This window comes from Enterobacter sp. Ap-867 (assembly GCF_011752855.1).
Taxonomy (GTDB): domain Bacteria; phylum Pseudomonadota; class Gammaproteobacteria; order Enterobacterales; family Enterobacteriaceae; genus Cedecea.
Window position 1 is genome coordinate 947,961 of sequence record NZ_VWWS01000001.1, and the last position, 17,406, is coordinate 965,366.

General features: G+C 52.5%; 18 protein-coding genes and 1 riboswitch. Of the genes, 11 read left to right on the forward strand and 7 right to left on the reverse strand.

The window, feature by feature from the left end:
- Nucleotides 1–2: 2 nt before the first annotated feature.
- Nucleotides 3–2,048, forward strand: a complete 2,046-nt coding sequence (prc, locus tag F3J26_RS04585) for a carboxy terminal-processing peptidase (RefSeq protein WP_008454005.1) — start codon at nt 3–5, stop codon at nt 2,046–2,048.
- Nucleotides 2,049–2,239: 191 nt separating this feature from the next.
- Nucleotides 2,240–3,121, forward strand: a complete 882-nt coding sequence (gene htpX, locus F3J26_RS04590; RefSeq protein ID WP_008454007.1) for a protease HtpX — start codon at nt 2,240–2,242, stop codon at nt 3,119–3,121.
- Between the two features lie 45 nt (nt 3,122–3,166).
- Here the strand turns inward: htpX and F3J26_RS04595 are convergent, their stop codons facing one another.
- Nucleotides 3,167–4,540, reverse strand: coding sequence for a DHA2 family efflux MFS transporter permease subunit (locus tag F3J26_RS04595; protein ID WP_166991863.1), 1,374 nt, complete (start codon nt 4,538–4,540; stop codon nt 3,167–3,169).
- Nucleotides 4,541–4,715: 175 nt separating this feature from the next.
- Here F3J26_RS04595 and kdgR point away from each other — a divergent pair, with 175 nt between their 5' ends.
- Nucleotides 4,716–5,507: a DNA-binding transcriptional regulator KdgR gene (kdgR, locus tag F3J26_RS04600; RefSeq protein WP_008454010.1), complete on the forward strand. Its 792-nt coding sequence runs from the start codon at nt 4,716–4,718 to the stop codon at nt 5,505–5,507.
- 42 nt (nt 5,508–5,549) lie between these two features.
- On the opposite strand, the gene F3J26_RS04605 is transcribed toward kdgR, so the two are convergent.
- Entirely contained in the window at nt 5,550–5,789 is a 240-nt protein-coding gene (locus tag F3J26_RS04605; RefSeq protein ID WP_008454013.1) for a YobH family protein, read from the reverse strand.
- 159 nt (nt 5,790–5,948) lie between these two features.
- Between F3J26_RS04605 and mgrB the strand changes: the two genes are divergently transcribed.
- The 7 genes from mgrB to rlmA all read left to right on the forward strand — a co-directional run bounded on the left by mgrB (nt 5,949) and on the right by rlmA (nt 11,190).
- Nucleotides 5,949–6,092: a PhoP/PhoQ regulatory lipoprotein MgrB gene (gene mgrB / locus F3J26_RS04610; protein WP_008454016.1), complete on the forward strand. Its 144-nt coding sequence runs from the start codon at nt 5,949–5,951 to the stop codon at nt 6,090–6,092.
- A gap of 54 nt (nt 6,093–6,146) precedes the next feature.
- Entirely contained in the window at nt 6,147–6,428 is a 282-nt protein-coding gene (locus tag F3J26_RS04615; protein ID WP_008454018.1) for a YebO family protein, read from the forward strand.
- A 16-nt stretch (nt 6,429–6,444) separates the two neighbouring features.
- Nucleotides 6,445–7,446 (forward strand): MBL fold metallo-hydrolase, encoded by a 1,002-nt coding sequence (locus F3J26_RS04620; protein WP_166991866.1) that lies wholly within the window; start codon nt 6,445–6,447, stop codon nt 7,444–7,446.
- Nucleotides 7,447–7,988: 542 nt separating this feature from the next.
- Nucleotides 7,989–8,132: a DUF2627 domain-containing protein gene (locus F3J26_RS04625; protein ID WP_008454022.1), complete on the forward strand. Its 144-nt coding sequence runs from the start codon at nt 7,989–7,991 to the stop codon at nt 8,130–8,132.
- A gap of 12 nt (nt 8,133–8,144) precedes the next feature.
- Nucleotides 8,145–8,354: a transcription antiterminator/RNA stability regulator CspE gene (cspE, locus tag F3J26_RS04630; protein ID WP_001062678.1), complete on the forward strand. Its 210-nt coding sequence runs from the start codon at nt 8,145–8,147 to the stop codon at nt 8,352–8,354.
- A 231-nt stretch (nt 8,355–8,585) separates the two neighbouring features.
- Nucleotides 8,586–10,331 carry a peptidoglycan DD-transpeptidase FtsI2/PBP3(PARA) gene (ftsI2, locus tag F3J26_RS04635; protein ID WP_166991869.1) on the forward strand — a complete coding sequence of 582 codons (1,746 nt, stop codon included), beginning with the start codon at nt 8,586–8,588 and terminating at the stop codon, nt 10,329–10,331.
- 55 nt (nt 10,332–10,386) lie between these two features.
- Nucleotides 10,387–11,190, forward strand: a complete 804-nt coding sequence (rlmA, locus tag F3J26_RS04640) for a 23S rRNA (guanine(745)-N(1))-methyltransferase (protein ID WP_008454027.1) — start codon at nt 10,387–10,389, stop codon at nt 11,188–11,190.
- On the opposite strand, the gene mntP is transcribed toward rlmA, so the two are convergent.
- From mntP to manX, 5 genes are all read right to left on the reverse strand, one after another.
- Complete coding sequence (gene mntP, locus F3J26_RS04645; RefSeq protein ID WP_008454030.1) at nt 11,191–11,763, reverse strand: manganese efflux pump MntP; 573 nt, start codon at nt 11,761–11,763, stop codon at nt 11,191–11,193.
- A gap of 6 nt (nt 11,764–11,769) precedes the next feature.
- Nucleotides 11,770–11,958, reverse strand: a riboswitch (yybP-ykoY riboswitch).
- 198 nt (nt 11,959–12,156) lie between these two features.
- Complete coding sequence (locus F3J26_RS04650) at nt 12,157–12,615, reverse strand: DUF986 family protein (RefSeq protein WP_166991872.1); 459 nt, start codon at nt 12,613–12,615, stop codon at nt 12,157–12,159.
- Nucleotides 12,616–12,675: 60 nt separating this feature from the next.
- Nucleotides 12,676–13,527 (reverse strand): PTS mannose transporter subunit IID, encoded by an 852-nt coding sequence (locus F3J26_RS04655; protein ID WP_008454033.1) that lies wholly within the window; start codon nt 13,525–13,527, stop codon nt 12,676–12,678.
- Nucleotides 13,528–13,539: 12 nt separating this feature from the next.
- On the reverse strand, nt 13,540–14,340 hold the full coding sequence (locus tag F3J26_RS04660; protein ID WP_008454035.1) for a PTS mannose/fructose/sorbose transporter subunit IIC: 801 nt from the start codon (nt 14,338–14,340) through the stop codon (nt 13,540–13,542).
- Nucleotides 14,341–14,403: 63 nt separating this feature from the next.
- Nucleotides 14,404–15,369 (reverse strand): PTS mannose transporter subunit IIAB, encoded by a 966-nt coding sequence (manX, locus tag F3J26_RS04665; protein ID WP_008454037.1) that lies wholly within the window; start codon nt 15,367–15,369, stop codon nt 14,404–14,406.
- A 474-nt stretch (nt 15,370–15,843) separates the two neighbouring features.
- Between manX and yoaE the strand changes: the two genes are divergently transcribed.
- Nucleotides 15,844–17,406 (forward strand): CNNM family cation transport protein YoaE, encoded by a 1,563-nt coding sequence (gene yoaE, locus F3J26_RS04670; protein ID WP_008454039.1) that lies wholly within the window; start codon nt 15,844–15,846, stop codon nt 17,404–17,406.

Genomic DNA, 17,406 nt, shown 5'->3' on the forward strand with positions numbered 1-17,406 from the left:
GCATGAACAAACTCTTTAAGCTTACGGCTATCGCCAGCCTGCTGTTCGTGGCAGGCAGTGCCCTGGCCCTGGACAACATTACCCGTGCTGACCAAATTCCTCAGTTAAAGGAAGAAGCTCAGCACGCTACGGTGAGTGAGCGTGTGACCTCGCGTTTTACGCGCTCGCATTACCGCCAGTTCGATCTGGATGCCAATTTCTCGGCAAAAATCTTTGACCGCTACCTGAACTTGCTGGATTACAGCCATAACGTGCTGTTAGCCAGCGACGTCGCCCAGTTCGCTGCGAAGAAAGGGCAGATCGGCGACGAGCTGCGTAGCGGTAAGCTCGATGTTTTTTACGACCTCTACAATCTGGGTCAGAAGCGCCGTTTTGAACGCTACCAGTACGCCCTGAAGGTGCTGGCGAAGCCGATGGATTTCACCGGTAACGACACCATCAATCTGGATCGCAGCAAGGCGCCGTGGCCAACGAGCGTCGATGAGCTGGATAAGCTCTGGGATGCGAAAGTTAAATACGACGAGCTGAGCCTGAAGCTGACCGGTAAAACCGAGCAGGAAATTCGTGAAACCCTGACCAAGCGCTATCAGTTTGCGATCCGCCGCCTGGCGCAAAGCAACAGTGAAGATGTGTTCTCGCTGGCGATGACCGCGTTTGCTCATGAGATTGACCCGCATACGAACTATCTCTCTCCGCGCAGCACCGAACAGTTCAACACCGAAATGAGCCTGTCTTTAGAAGGCATCGGAGCGGTGCTGCAAATGGACGATGATTATACGCTGATCAACTCCATGGTTGCCGGTGGTCCGGCGGCGAAGAGCAAGGCCATCACCGTCGGCGATCGTATTGTTGGCGTAGGCCAAACGGGTAAACCGATGGTTGACGTGATCGGCTGGCGTCTGGACGACGTTGTGGCGCTGATTAAAGGGCCAAAAGGCAGCAAAGTTCGCCTTGAAATCCTGCCAGCGGGCAAAGGCACCAAGACGCGTACCGTGACGCTGACCCGCGAACGTATTCGCCTCGAAGACCGCGCGGTTAAGATGTCTGTGAAGACAGTTGGCAAAGACAAAGTCGGCGTGCTGGATATTCCTGGCTTCTACGTTGGCCTCACTGATGATGTGAAGGTTCAGCTGCAGAAGTTGGAAAAACAGAACGTGAAGAGCGTAATTATCGATCTGCGTTCTAACGGCGGCGGGGCGCTGACTGAAGCGGTGTCCCTGTCCGGTCTGTTTATCCCAAGTGGCCCGGTCGTTCAGGTCCGCGACAACAACGGTAAAGTCCGTGAAGATAGCGATACCGACGGCGTGGTCTACTACAAAGGGCCGCTGGTGGTGCTGGTTGACCGCTTTAGCGCCTCGGCATCTGAAATCTTTGCGGCGGCGATGCAGGATTATGGCCGCGCGCTGATTGTCGGCGAGCCGACCTTCGGGAAAGGCACCGTGCAGCAGTACCGTTCGCTGAATCGCATTTACGATCAGATGCTGCGTCCGGAATGGCCTGCGCTGGGCTCTGTTCAGTACACCATTCAGAAGTTCTACCGCATCAACGGCGGCAGCACTCAGCGGAAAGGTGTGACGCCGGACATCATGATGCCAACCGGGACCGAGCAAACTGAGACCGGCGAGAAGTTCGAAGACAACGCGTTGCCGTGGGACAGCATCAACGCAGCGACCTATGTGAAAACCGGTGACCTTACGCCGTTCGAACCTGAGTTGCTGAAGCTGCATCAGGATCGCATCGCCAAAGACCCTGAATTCCAGTACATCATGAAGGACATTGCTCGCTTCAATGCCCTGAAGGAAAAACGTAACGCTGTTTCTCTGAATTATGCGGTACGTGAAAAAGAGAATCAGGAAGACGACGCGACGCGTCTGGCCAGAATCAACGATCGCTTTAAGCGGGAAGGGAAAGCGCCGCTTAAGAAACTCGACGATTTGCCGAAGGACTACCAGGAGCCCGATCCGTATCTCGACGAGACGGTACACATTGCCATCGATCTTGCAGGTATGGAGCAAGACAGGCCGGCTGAACAACCGGCGGCGAAATAACCTCCCTGATGGGCACCCAAGCGGTGCCCATTTTTTTGCCTGTCTTCGTGATGTAAGATAAATGCATACAAAATGTAAAGTTATGTATTATTAACCACTTGGGCGGGGCGGATGCTTGAAAATAGGCGGCGCGCCCCTACGATGTGTGGGAGCGCAAAGAGCGTGTTTTTAACCGAGGTAAAAAGAAAATTATGATGCGTATCGGGCTTTTCCTGTTGACCAACCTTGCGGTAATGGTCGTTTTCGGGCTGGTGCTAAGCCTGACGGGGATCCAGTCGAGCAGCGTTCAGGGTCTGATGATCATGGCGGTGCTGTTTGGCTTTGGCGGCTCTTTTATTTCCCTGCTGATGTCAAAATGGATGGCATTGCGTTCAGTAGGCGGTGAGGTGATTGAGCAACCTCGTAATGAAACTGAGCACTGGTTGATGGAAACCGTGCGTCGGCAGTCACAGCAGGCGGGTATCGCCATGCCGCAGGTTGCGATTTACCATGCGCCAGACATCAATGCTTTCGCCACCGGAGCGCGCCGTGACGCCTCTCTGGTTGCGGTCAGCACAGGTCTGCTGCAAAACATGAGTCGTGACGAAGCGGAAGCGGTTATCGCGCATGAAATCAGCCACATCGCCAATGGCGATATGGTCACCATGACGCTGATTCAGGGCGTGGTGAACACCTTCGTTATCTTTATCTCCCGTATCATCGCTCAGGTCGCTTCCGGCTTCCTGTCCGGGAACCGTGATGACAACGAAAGCAGCAACGGCAACCCGCTGATTTACTTTGCGGTGGCGACGGTGCTTGAACTGGTGTTTGGCATTCTGGCAAGCATCATCACCATGTGGTTCTCACGCCATCGTGAATTCCATGCCGACGCGGGTTCCGCGAAGCTTGTGGGCCGCGAGAAGATGATTGCTGCCCTGCAGCGCCTGAAAACCAGCTACGAGCCGCAGGAAGCCAGCAGCATGATGGCCTTTTGCATCAACGGTAAGGCTAAGTCAATGAGCGAACTGTTCATGACGCACCCACCGCTGGATAAACGTATCGAAGCGCTGCGCAGCGGTGAATACCTGAAGTAACCGGAAGGTTGAAGTGAAAAAGCGTGCCCACGTGGCACGCTTTTTTTATGCCTGAGCCCGAGGCTGGGACATTCGCAACCCGCTGACAACGGCGGCAATGGTGGCAAATATGCCTGCAAGAATCAGCGAGGCATGTGTTCCACTGTTACCAAACAAGTTAAACATTAGCGCGACCAGTGCAGCCCCACAGCTTTGCCCGAGCAGGCGAGCTGTCCCCAGCATTCCGCTTGCCCCTCCGCTGCGATGGCGGGGTGCCGAGGAGATAATGGTGTGGTTATTCGGGGACTGGAAGAGGCCGAATCCTGCCCCACACAACACCATACGCCAGATAATATTCAGGTCGGACGGATCGTGCGGGAGCATGGCCAAAGCAAACAGGCCGCAGGCCATCACTAAAAGCCCTACGGCGCCCATCAGGCCGGCATGAACACGTTCGATAAGATAACCGGCCAGCGGGGCCATCACCATCGTTGCCAGCGGCCACGGCGTTAACAGCAGACCGGTTTCAACCTCACTGCGGCCCAGGACGGTTTGCAAGAAAAAGGGCAGTGAAACCAGCGCCAGCATTTGAGCGCCGAACGAACATATTGATGTGCCAATAGACAGCGAAAAAATCGGGATTCGCAGCAGGTCTACCGGCAGCAGAGGGAACGGCAAGGTAAGCTGGCGACGGATGAAGAAATAGCCAATCACGACAAGCGCAACCAGCTCACCGATAATGACTGACCCCGGCTGGCCCTGTGAAAAACCACCGATCGCTGAAATCAGCAGACCGAAGGTGAGGGCATTCATCACCGCACTCGGGATATCAAAACGCTGCCCCTGGGATTTTTGCTGATTTGGAGGTAAATAGCGCAGCGCCAGAATCAGCGAAACGATGCCAATCGGCACATTGATTAAAAACAGCCACTGCCAGGAGGCCACCGAAAGAATCGCGGCGGCAACGGTGGGACCTGCCGCGGAGGAGACGGCAACGATAAATGAATTGACCCCCATCCCACGACCAAGAAAACGTTGAGGATAAATGAGGCGTATCAAGGCGGTATTTACGCTCATCAGCGCCGCACCGCCAAAGCCTTGCAGTACGCGGGCAAAGGTGAGCATCGGCAATGAAGTTGAGACGGCACAAAACAGTGAGGTCAGGCAGAACAGGACCAGACCGCATTGATAGATACGGCGGTAGCCAAAAATATCGCCGAGAAACGAAAGCGACAGCAGCGAGACAATAATCGCTATTTGATAAGCGTTAACCACCCAAATAGATTCCGCCGGGCTGGCATTCAAATCGTGGGCAATGGTAGGCAGGGCAACGTTAGCAATAGCGCCGTCCAGCACGGCCATCATAATGCCGAGCGCGATGGTGAAAATGGCGCCATAACGCTGGGGCGTAGGCAAGCCGTCGGACACTGATTTATCCATACTTTGAAAAGGCTGTCTGAAGTCGTTAGGAGGGTAATGATTTTATCATTAATTAATCTCGCTGATGCCGCAGATTTGTAACGAATCAGCAGGCTTTGATTGCGACACTCACGGGGCATCAATATACTAAAAAGCAGTTCTGATTTTTATAAAACAATAACCCCCGAGGTGATGTATGGCACTCTCAGACTCCGACAAACAGCCCGATGCAGTCTCTTCCGTGCTGAAAGTTTTCGGCATCCTGCAGGCGCTTGGGGAAGAAAAAGAGATTGGGATAACCGAACTTTCTCAGCGCGTGATGATGTCCAAGAGTACCGTGTATCGCTTTTTGCAGACCATGAAGTCCCTGGGCTATGTCTCTCAGGAAGGAGAGTTAGAGAAATATGCGCTGACGCTGAAGCTTTTTGAGCTTGGCAGCCGCGCCCTGCAGAACGTTGATCTTGTCCGCAGTGCAGATATACAGATGCGAGAGCTCTCCCGGCGAACCAAAGAGGCGATTCACCTCGGGGCGCTGGACGACAGCAGTATTGTCTATATCCATAAAATTGACTCGCTCTATAATTTACGCATGTATTCCCGCGTAGGGCGTCGGAATCCTTTGTACAGCACAGCAATAGGCAAGGTTTTGCTGGCCTGGCGACCGCGCGAGGAGATTCTGGATATTCTCTCTGACGTAGAATATGTCCGCAGCACGGAACGCACTATTGTCAGTACTGAAGCGCTTCTCCCGGTGCTTGATCTGGTGCGTGAGCAGGGGTACGGCGAAGATAACGAAGAACAGGAAGAAGGCATTCGCTGCGTGGCGGTACCGGTGTTTGATCGTTTTGGTACTGTCATTGCGGGAATGAGTATTTCATTTCCAACGCTTCGCTATTCGGATGAGGGACTGTCTGAATACGTTAGTCTTCTTCATCAGGCTGCGCGTGCGCTGTCAGAGCAAATGGGCTATCACCACTCTCCTTTCTGATTTTGTTAAAGTGGGCCGCGCAGAACACGCGGCCCTTTAGATCTAACCATTATCAATCGGCGTGTCGACCTTACGCAGCAGTGGGCAGTTGGTCAGGCCAATAATTCCACTGTCGGTATGAATAAACTGTGCTGTCACGGTATTACGTGCCGTCAGGTACTTGCATTGCAATCCCAGTCCGGCCGCATTTTCTTTGCTGCCAATCAAAACGCCATAGCCTGAAAGCAACAGGCCAATCCAGATGATGGCAATAACAATGATGGTACGAATAATCGCTCGCATACTGACCTCAAACATCAATCCAATCCTGCATCAACCTTACTCTGAATAATTGACGTCACAATCTGATGATTCTGAAATGAAAAAGCAGGAAACGTTACTTATGGTTTAGTTGGTTAGTGTTAAATTAGCGAAATTCTATGGTCAAGAGGTGGCGATGTAGTGAGAAAGTACAGATGGGTGATCGTTCTGGTGATTGTTGTTACCTGCCTGCTGCTATGGACTCAAATGATAAATGTGATGTGCGACCAGGATGTGCAATTTTTCAGCGGCATTTGTACCATTAATAAATTTATCCCCTGGTAGTGATTTGTCTCTCTCTGCCTCAGGTGTAGAATGCGTTTTTTTTGAGGTGGTAAGATGAACGAACTGGGTGTTAGTGCTTTAAGTATCATGCCGCTGGCAATCTCGCTGGTGACGTTGATTGTCGGTCTTGTCCTGTGGTTTTTTGTCAATCGTTCCAGCAGCCGTGCAAACGAGCAGATTGCGCTGCTTGAAGAGCTGGTCGATTTACAGAAACGTCAAAATGCCCTGCTGCGTCGCCTGTGCGAAGCCAACGAACCCGAGCCGGAACACAAACCGACTGCGAAGGCTGAAGAAGAAAATGACGATGACTTTGTTCGTCTGGTAGCGGAACGCTAATCAGGCTGGAGGTGGGATGAGCTGGAAAAACCCCTGGTACAATCCGCAGTTATCCCACCATCTACCTGATGGGTTTTGTAACGCTGAGCCTGTAGTCCGGCAACCTGGCGACGTCCAAAGGTGGCGGCAGGAGCGCAAAGCGCAGAAGCTGCCGCATCCTCCCGGTGAAGGTTATTCCGCGTTTATTAAACGCTGGTGGCAACAGGCCGATCTGAGCGGCAGCGATGACCGCATATGGTGGCTGGGCCATGCCAGCCTGTTATTGCGGCTTAATGGTCATTTTTTGCTGACCGATCCGGTATTTTCCCGTCGAGCTTCCCCGGTTTCTTTTGCCGGTCCTGCCCGGCGAACCGAAGTCCCGCTCGACGTTAACCAGTTGCCTCGACTTGATGCGGTACTCATCTCCCATAACCACTACGACCATCTGGACAAAAAAACTGTCCGTCGCTTGATCAAGCGTTTTCCCGACGTGCATTTTTTTGTGCCCCTGGGCTTGAAAGCATGGTTCAGCCAGCGCGGCATTGAACAGGTAACAGAGCTGGACTGGTGGCAAAGCTTTAACTGGTGCGGCATGGTTTTCACCGCCGTGCCTGCCCGGCACTGGAGTATGCGAACGTTTTGGGAGCGAAACCGTTCGCTCTGGTGCGGTTGGGTTGTGGAGCAGGGGAATTTGCGCTTCTGGTTCAGCGGTGATTCGGGTTATACCCCGTCTCTGGCGGAGATCGCAAAACGGCTGGGTCCATTTGACATGGCTGCATTGCCGATCGGGGCCTATGAGCCTCGCTGGTTTATGGGCGATCATCATATGGATCCGCAACAGGCGGTGACTTTATGGCAAGCAATCGGCAAGCCTGAGACAATTCCTATCCACTGGGGCGTATTTGAACTGGCCGATGAGTCTCTCGATAAACCACCGCAGGAATTGCTGGCGGCCCTGCGTGAGAAAGGGGAAAGCGATGATCTGTTTTCACCGCTGCGTATTGGTCAAAGTTTGCCCCTAACAAAAAATAAGAATTAATTATTATTGCCCGTGCAGAGAGCTTTATTTCTATTTGGCTAAATTAACGCCTGATAATCATGCTTTAAATTTCATCGAAACGTTTTTATTGCCTTATCCTGGGGCAAGGTGTCATTAAACTTTCATTATTTTGGTGCAGAATACGTGGCCTGTTGTACAGGCTTTATTCGGTGGACATAAAAAATACAGGGATGAAATCCGGGTATTGAACGCGATGACTGGCTTTAGGTTGATTTGTGCATAGGTATGCATAAAAAATCATAAAGATATATCCTTCAAAAAGGATTTTATTGTTCATGTGTCTGGACGAAAAGTGCACTTTACGCTAAGGTTCAGAAGTTGTCGGAATGTTGTTAAAACACAATCTGTTGCGACAATCTTGTGCAGTGAAAATATATATCAAAAAGCGCGGATTACTTTCCCAAAGTAATCGTGTAATTTTCTGAATCTGTGCGGCAGATCGACACATGCTTAAAAATGGCTTGCCATTGTTTACGTTGTGTGTGATAACACGTTGGGTTAAACGAGGTACAGTTCTGTTTATGTGTGGCATTTTCAGTAAAGAAGACCTGAGTAAACACGTTGTCGTTGAATACCGCTTCTCTGCCGAGCCTTATATTAGTGCCTCATGCAGTAATGTCTCTGTTTTATCTAAGTTATGCCTGCGGGCGAAGAATACAATCTAAGGAATTTGCAAAATGGCAAAGATTAAAGGTCAAGTTAAGTGGTTCAACGAGTCTAAAGGTTTTGGTTTCATTACTCCAGCAGACGGCAGCAAAGATGTATTCGTACACTTCTCTGCAATCCAGGGTAACGGCTTCAAAACTCTGGCTGAAGGCCAGAACGTTGAATTCGAAATCCAGGACGGCCAGAAAGGCCCTGCTGCAGTTAACGTGACTGCCATCTAATTCTTCTGGATTAGAGCTCAGGCGCGAATAACGCCGAATTGAGATAAAAGCCCCGTTTCGACGGGGCTTTTTCATTTCTGTCGCTAATCTACTGTTTTTCAAGCTATTAACAAATTGAATCATTTGTTGCCTCTTGTTGCAAAGCTGCGAAGGTTTTAGCACTGTTCTCCCGGCAAAATGTCTGGGATCTGGTTAAATCTTTCAATCGCTTAGGCTCCTCAAGGAATAGTTGTGAAGAAGGGTGTCCCCGTATTAACCGGTAATTTTATCCAGTGGCGTTTTGGGCTTCTGTGTGTGGCCATCACCGGGAGTTTGGTGTTCCTGCTCGGACGTATTGCCTGGCTGCAAATTATCTCCCCGGATAACCTGGTTAAACAGGAGGATATGCGTTCCCTGCGCGAGGAACCGATTGAGGTGCCCCGTGGGATGATCGAAGATCGCAACGGAAAACCGCTGGCGGTCAGTGTGCCGGTCGAGGCTGTGTGGGCCGATCCGAAAACGGTTATGGATAAGGGCGGCGTACTGGTTAACAGCCGCTGGCAGGCGCTGGCCTCGGCGCTGCACGTCCCTTTGAGCGAGATTGCCGCGCGTATTCACAGCAACGAGCGCGGCCGTTTTATCTACCTTGCGCGCCAGCTGGATCCCCAGCAGGCACAATACATCGACAAACTAAATATCCCTGGTATTGCGCTGCGCGATGAATCTCGCCGCTTTTATCCCGCAGGCCGGGTTGGGGCAAACCTGATCGGCTTCACCAACATTGACGATCAGGGCATTGAAGGGATCGAGAAAAGCTTTAACCAGCAGCTGACCGGTAAAGAAGGTGAGCGTCTGGTGCGTAAAGACCGTTACGGCCATGTTGTCGAGAATATTACTGAGAACCCTGCCAGCCCCGCGCATAATATCCAGCTCAGCATCGATGAACGGCTGCAAACTGTGACGGAAGATGCGCTCAGCAACGCTGTGTCCTGGAACAAAGCCGAGTCAGGCGCCGCGGTGGTCATTGATGTGCAGACCGGTGAAGTTCTGGCGATGGCTAATTACCCGACTTTCAATCCGAACAACCGCGATGACGCAAAGCTCGATGATTTCCGTAACCGTGCGATAAGCGACACCTTCGAACCCGGTTCGACCGTAAAACCGATGGTGGTAATGACCGCACTGCAGCAGGGAATTGTCCGGCCTGACAGCGTTATTGATACTCATCCATTTACACTGGACGGGCACCACATTCGTGACGTGGGGTATTACCCGCAGCTCACCCTGACAGGCGTGCTACAAAAATCGAGCGATACCGGCGTGTCCCGTCTTTCACTGGCGATGCCGATTCAGAATATTTGGGACACTTATCATAAATTTGGCTTTGGCGTCCCCACCGCAATCGGCCTGACAGGGGAAAGCCGCGGCCTGTTGCCGGTGCGCCAGCGCTGGGGAGAACTGGATCGCGCCACTTTCGCATTTGGCTATGGCCTGATGGTGACCCCGCTGCAGCTGGCTCACGTTTACGCCACGATAGGTAGCTTTGGTATTTCCCGTCCGCTGTCCATCACCCGCGTTGATCCGCCGGTGGAAGGGACAAGGGTGATGCCGGAAGAAATCGTGCATGAAGTGGAACATATGATGGAGAGCGTGGCGCTGCCCGGCGGCGGGGGCGTTAAGGCAGCAGTTCATGGCTACCGTGTGGCGGTGAAAACGGGCACAGCCAAAAAGATCGGTCCTGATGGCAAATATATAGATCAGTACATTGCCTACACGGCTGGCGTGGCGCCGGCCAGTAATCCTCGCTATGCGCTGGTGGTGGTGATTAACGATCCTTCCAACGGGAAGTACTACGGCGGTGCGGTTTCTGCCCCTGTTTTCAGCCAAATCATGGGGGATGTTTTACGTCTGGAAAATATTGAGCCGGACGGGCTACCCGCCGGAGACAACAGCATTATGGTGCTGAACAAAATGGAGAATGACCGCGCCGCCATGTAGCGGTTTGGCAAAAGGGGCGCTAAAATTGCGCCCTTTGTTGTTTCCGGAGTTTTTTATGTCCTGGCTTTGCCCACTCTGCCATTCCGTGCTCAGCGCCAGCGCGAACAGCTATCGTTGCCCTCAGGGCCATCAATTTGATATTGCCAAAGAAGGCTACGTTAATTTGCTGCCCGTTCAGCATAAACGTTCGAAAGACCCGGGTGACAGCGCGGAAATGATGCAGGCTCGCCGGGCATTCCTCGACGCCGGACATTATCAGCCTCTACGCGATACCGTTTGCCAGCTGTTAAAAGAGATAGCGCCCTCGGCGCTATTGGATATTGGCTGTGGGGAAGGGTATTACACGGCGGGATTTGCATCGGTTGTGGCAGATAACGGGGGTGAAACCTGGGGGCTGGACGTTTCAAAAGTTGCGATTCGCTACGCCGCCAAACGCTACCGTGAAGTTAAATTTTGTGTAGCATCCAGCCACCGCCTGCCGTTTGCCGACGAGAGTATGGACTCGATTGTGCGCATTTTTGCTCCCTGCAAGGGCGAAGAGCTTGCCCGGGTCGTGAAGCGTGGCGGCGTAGTGGTGACAGCCACGCCTGGCCCACGCCATTTGATGCAGCTAAAAGGGCTGATTTATCAGGATATTGTCTTGCACAGTGAAGAGGTTGAATCTATGCCGGGCTTTACGCTGCAGCAGACGCTTCAGCCTGGCTGGATGATGAACCTGCGTGGGGATGAGGCTGCCGCTCTGCTGCAAATGACGCCGTTCGCCTGGCGCGCCCGCCCCGAAGTCTGGGACGGGCTGAAAACAGAAACGGCATTTAGCTGTGAAACTGACTTTGTGGTGCGGGTCTGGCAGCGCGATTGATCAGTTAAAAGGGGCGAAGTGGCTGTACATGATCTGGCAGCCGATGCCTATCAGCACGATACCGCCGAGGATCTCGGCGCGTTTGCCTAGCATAGGCCCGATAAAGCGGCCGACCATTATCCCCAGAGTGGACATAATCGCGGTAGCGCAGCCGATGGCTAGCGCAGTCTGAATAATATTGACCTGCAGGAAGGCAAGCCCAACGCCTACGGCCATTGCATCAAGACTGGTGGCAATCGCGGTGGTCACCAGCAGCCAAAAACCGTGGCGATGAATTTTAGGCGCATCTTCCTGAGCCGCCCCGCGGAAGCCTTCCAGCACCATACGCCCGCCGAGGAACACCAGCAGAATAAAGGCCACCCAATGGTTCCATTCCAGCACAACTTTGCTCGCCAGCAGGCCAAGGCCCCAGCCGATAAGCGGAGTAATGGCTTCAATGACGCCAAAGATCAAACCGGTACGGAGGGCTTCTGAGAATTTAGGTTTGTGCAGAGTGGCACCTTTGCCGATGGAAGCGGCGAAAGCGTCCATGGACATGCCGAAAGCAAGCAGGATTGTTGCGGAGAGATTCATCGTTACGCCTCAGTTGGGAATATCCATATACACGCAAACCATCCCCAACTTTACGATGGCGCGTGCCTATGGTCTCGCCTACTCAGAACTCTGAGGCGTACATGCCACGTTAATCTCAGGAGCGGATATAACGAGTATGTTGACATGTACATTTCTGCCTGTGGCAGAAATCGGCTACTCCCCAACGACGGGCGCAACCTTAACATATTTTTTTAAATTAAAACAATCTTTGAATTCTATTTTTCTGATCATTTATTGATAACGATTTTCGTTTTAATGAGACATGCAATGTAAAGGTTAAAATAAAGCCATATAAATCTTATGAAATAGCAAAGGCTATGTTTCAATTGATGAACAATAGCCCACCAATATAGACATTGCTATATGTGTAACTTACTGAGTTGAAAACATTAGTTTGTAAATTCTTTCGAGGTCATCAATATTCTTTACGCGAATCAATAAGCGCCGCTGTTCTAATTGCATCACCAGCACGCCATCTTCCGATAAATTCATTTCTTTAATGCGGTTATATTCCACCCAAACATTGGCGAAGAAAAAACCATGACTTTTGAAGACGATCTTCGGTTGCCTGAACCAGGAAAGATAAATGGCCATTAGCGCCAGAGCAGATAATAACCATGTGGTTAGCGGGGTACCGTGCGAGGTCACGTTGTTATAGATAAGAATGCCGACAAGAAAGACAAAGATGGCGCTGTCCACGCGATTACGGCGAAGCAGGGGGATTTTGAGCAGGGTTTTGCCCTTTAGTTTGTCCATCACAAACTCATCGTAAACGGCAAAAGCCAGCAGCAACGCGATAAACACAACCAGCACGACATCCGTTAACGTCATGAAACCTCCCCTTAAAGATAAAAAAAACGGGGGCTGAATGCCCCCGTTTGTCAGAACAAATTACAGACCCAGCAGGCCAATAGCGTAACCCACAATGCCGATCACAAAGAAGCCCATAATGATCCACAGCGCGTTGACTTTTTTGCGTAGCAGCCACATACAGGCAAAGGTCAGCAGCAGCGGTACCAGGCCCGGCATCAGCTGGTCGAGGATCGTTTGCACGGTGGTCACTTTAACGGCCCCGGTCTGGTCGGTAATTTTTGACACCACCAGCGGGATGTTAACGTGCGTCCATTTGTTAACTAACGCCCCCATGACAAAGAGGCCGAGAATAGACGCCCCTTCCGTCAGTTTTTGCAGGAAGCCGCCGCCCATATCCTTAACGATATCGACGCCTTTACGGTAGCCATAGGCCACGCCATAGTAGCGGGTCAGCAGGCGCACCGCGTTGAACAGAATAAAGAACAGCAGCGGGCCAAGCAGGCTACCGCTCATGGCGATACCGGCGCCCAGGGCAGCAAAGACCGGGCGGACGGTACCCCAGAAGATAGGGTCGCCTACGCCGGCCAGCGGCCCCATCAGGCCAACTTTGATGCCGTTAATCGCACCGTCATCAATTTCAGCGCCGTTAGCACGCTGCTCTTCCATTGCCAGCGTGACGCCAAGTACCGGGGCGGCAACGTAAGGGTGGGTGTTAAAGAATTCCAGATGGCGCTTGATAGCCTGGCGACGGGCGTCGTTGTTTTCCGGGTACAGGCGTTTGATAACCGGCACCATACAGAAGCAGAAGCCTAACGCCTGCATACGTTCGAAGTTCCATGAGCCCTGGAACAGGTTAGAACGCAGGAATACGCCACGGATATCACTCTGGGTGATTTTCTTCTCAGTCGTTAATTTAGTGGAATCAACCATTTCGCTCACCTGTTAGTCCAGTTCGTTATCAAGATCGTTCGCGGCAGCAGCCTGAGCCGGAGCACCCGCGCTACGGTTATATTTCGGGCTGAGCTGAATGTAGAGAATGGCCATCACTGCGCCAATCACGCCCAGTGCCACCAGGTTGAAGTTGGTGAACGCTGCGGTAACGAAACCGAGGTAGAAGAACGGCATCAGGTAGCCCGCGCGCATCATGTTGATGACCATCGCGTAACCGACCACCACAATCATGCCGCCGGCGATGTTCAGGCCGCTGGTTACCACTTCAGGAATGGCGTTCAGCATGTTCTGAACTTCACTGGTGCCTACGGAGATGGCGACGATAACCGCTGGAATAGCGATACGCATTGCCTGCAGGAACAGGGACGAGACGTGGATCCAGGAAAGCGCCGTCAGGTTGCCGTTATTGGCCGCCTTATCCGCCGCGTGCTGGAAGCCCACGGTAATAGTACGCACGATAATGGTCAGCACCTGGCCCGCAGCCGCCAGTGGAATAGCCAGCGCGATACCGGCCCCGATGCTTTGGTGCCCGGCGATAACCAGGATGGTTGAGATAATTGAGGCGAGGGCGGCATCCGGGGCCACGGCGGCACCGATATTCATCCAGCCCAGGGCGATCATTTCCAGCGTACCGCCGATGATGATGCCGGTTTTCATGTCGCCGAGAACGGCACCGATTAACGTACAGGCGATAAGCGGACGGTGGAACTGAAATTCATCGAGCACCGACTCCATACCGGCGATACAGGCTACGACAAACACCAGCACAATCTGAAGAGTGGTAATCTCCATTGTACTTCTCCTATTGACGATGACTTATGTGTGAAATCTGAGCAATATTATTAGTGATGACAATCATTTAACTTTCGCGATCAGATCCATCATTTTCAGTTTTTGATCGGTAGACACTTTCCGCGCTTCAAGCTCAATACCGCGGTCGTTCAGTTTTTTGAAGGCCTCAATATCTTTCTCATCTACGGAAATGGCGTTGTTAACCTGGGTTTTGCCCTGGCGGAAAGCCATGCCGCCGATGTTGACGGAGGTGATTTTTACGCCACCCTCAACAATGCGCTCAACGTCGGTTGGGTTGGTGAACAGGAGCATGACGCGTTCACCCGCGTATTTGGGGTTGTTGTAAACGCGGATCATTTTTGCGACATCCACCACGTGGGCGGTGACGCCCGGCGGTGCGACCTGGGTCAGCAGCGTTTTGCGAACGGTGTCTGCCGCCACTTCATCACTGACGACGATAATGCGGGTAACGTTGGTTTCTTTCGTCCAGCGGGTGGCGACCTGGCCATGAATTAAACGGTCATCAATACGCGCGAGACCGATGTTCATGTAATCGTTTGGCCCCATCGGTTTGGCTGGCGCAGCGGCTTTCGGCGCGGCGGCAACGGGGGCCGGTGCGGCTTTTTCAATCGGCTTAGCTTTCAGCGCTTTCACGCCTTCGCGGCCCGTTTCAACGGCGTGGGCAACCAGATCGTCGAAGGTGGGATTGTCGTCCCGCGACATCAGGGTTTCGACCAGCATCGGGATATTAACCCCGGCGACCACTTCGTAATGTTCCTTATCCACAACGATACGGCTTGCCGCATTGAATGGACTGCCACCCCAGGTATCCACGAGGAATAGCACGCCTTTGCTGGTGTCCAGTTTCTCCAGCTGAGCGTTATATTTCTCGATCAGGGTTTCAGCATTTTCACCCGGGACGAAATCTATCCAGCCAACGTTCTCTTGTTCGCCTAATAGCATTTCGGCGGTTTTCAGCAATTGTTCCGCTGCCCAGCCATGTGTGCCTATGACAATAGCAATAGTCACTTGCTACCTCCTGTTTTTGTCATTACAACACCCCTCGAAGGGTGCGGTGGTGTATCGGGATCGTTTCAGCGAATCGATTCAGATAACACGTTCAAGAAAGAACAAACCATTTGCCGGAATTATTTTAGACAGTGAAAAAATAATTTATGTGATGAAGATCCGTAATTTAACGTTGCCGTGATTTCATGGCATTACGCTGTAAAATATGGTCAGCATAAGTTGCAAAAAAATTGCAAAGTCAGGTAAATCTTTGCCAAGCCCTGGTTTACTTTGATAATGTTAGCGTCCGATTCACTTTCAGGAGTAGCGGGCAGTAGCCCACCCTATGGACCGTCACCGACGTCTTTTCACTGCCGGGATGCCTAAATCCCACCCTCTCAGCGGCATTTTATGCCCGCAAATACGATTAACCAGCCGCTTTGCGTCCGTAACCTACGGAATGCCGACTTGCTGTGCCCTTAACGGGAGTCTGACATGGAACTGTTAATGGACCCGCAAATCTGGGCCGGTTTACTCACGCTTGTTGTGCTGGAAATCGTACTGGGTATTGATAACCTGGTGTTTATCGCCATTCTTGCGGATAAACTTCCGCCTAAGCAGCGGGATAAGGCTCGATTGATTGGCCTGTCGTTGGCGCTGATTATGCGCCTGGCACTGCTGTCGCTGATTTCGTGGCTGGTCACGCTAACTGCGCCGCTGTTCAGCATCGCGGATTTCACCTTCTCAGGCCGTGACCTGATTATGCTGGTGGGCGGTATCTTCCTGCTGTTTAAAGCGACCACGGAACTGCACGAACGCCTTGAAAACCGTCAGCATGATGACGGCCACGGTAAGGGCTATGCCAGCTTCTGGGTGGTGGTGCTGCAGATTGTGGTGCTGGATGCCGTCTTCTCGCTGGATGCGGTGATTACCGCCGTGGGGATGGTCAACCATCTGCCGGTGATGATGGCTGCGGTCATCATTGCGATGGGCGTCATGCTGCTTGCCTCCAAACCGCTAACCAACTTTGTTAACCAACACCCGACGGTGGTGGTGCTCTGCCTGAGCTTCCTGTTGATGATTGGTTTGAGTCTGGTGGCAGAAGGCTTTGGTTTCCACATTCCAAAAGGCTACCTGTACGCGGCCATTGGTTTCTCGATCATCATCGAGCTGTTTAACCAGATCGCGCGTCGTAACTTTATTCGTCATCAGTCGCGCCAGCCTCTGCGAGCGCGTACTGCCGATGCGATTCTGCGCATGATGAGTGGTAAGCGTCAGGAACGTGTACAAAGCAGCGAAGACAGCAAAGCCATGACGCCAATTGAGGCGGAATCCTTTGCGGAAGAAGAGCGCTATATGATTAACGGCGTGCTGACGCTGGCTTCGCGCTCATTGCGCAGCATTATGACACCGCGTGGTGAGATTTCGTGGGTTGATGCGATGAAGAGCGTGCCGGAGATCCGCGAACAGCTGCTTGCCTCTCCGCACAGCTTGTTCCCGGTGTGCCGGGGCGAACTGGATGAAATTATTGGCGTAGTACGAGCGAAAGAGCTGCTGGTTGCCCTGGACGAAGGCGTTGACGTGGCGGCGATTGCCGCGCAGTCACCGGCGATTGTTGTGCCGGAAACGCTGGACCCAATCAACCTGCTTGGCGTGCTGCGTCGTGCTCGCGGCAGCTTCGTTATCGTTAACAACGAATTTGGTGTGGTGCAGGGCCTGGTCACGCCGCTGGACGTCCTGGAAGCGATTGCCGGTGAATTCCCGGATGCGGATGAAACGCCTGAAATCGTTCGTGACGGTGACGGCTGGCTGGTGAAAGGCTCAACGGACCTGCATGCGCTGCAGCAGCGCCTGGACATCCATCGCTTGGTGCACAGCGAAGAAGATATTGCTTCTATCGCCGGCCTGGTGATTGCGGTGAATGGTCATATTCCTAAAGTCGGGGACGTGATCGAAGTCGCGCCGCTGCGTATTCAGATAGTCGAAGCCAACGATTATCGCGTCGATTTAGTTCGTGTGGAAAAAGAACGCTCTCCACACGAGGACGAAGAAGAGTAA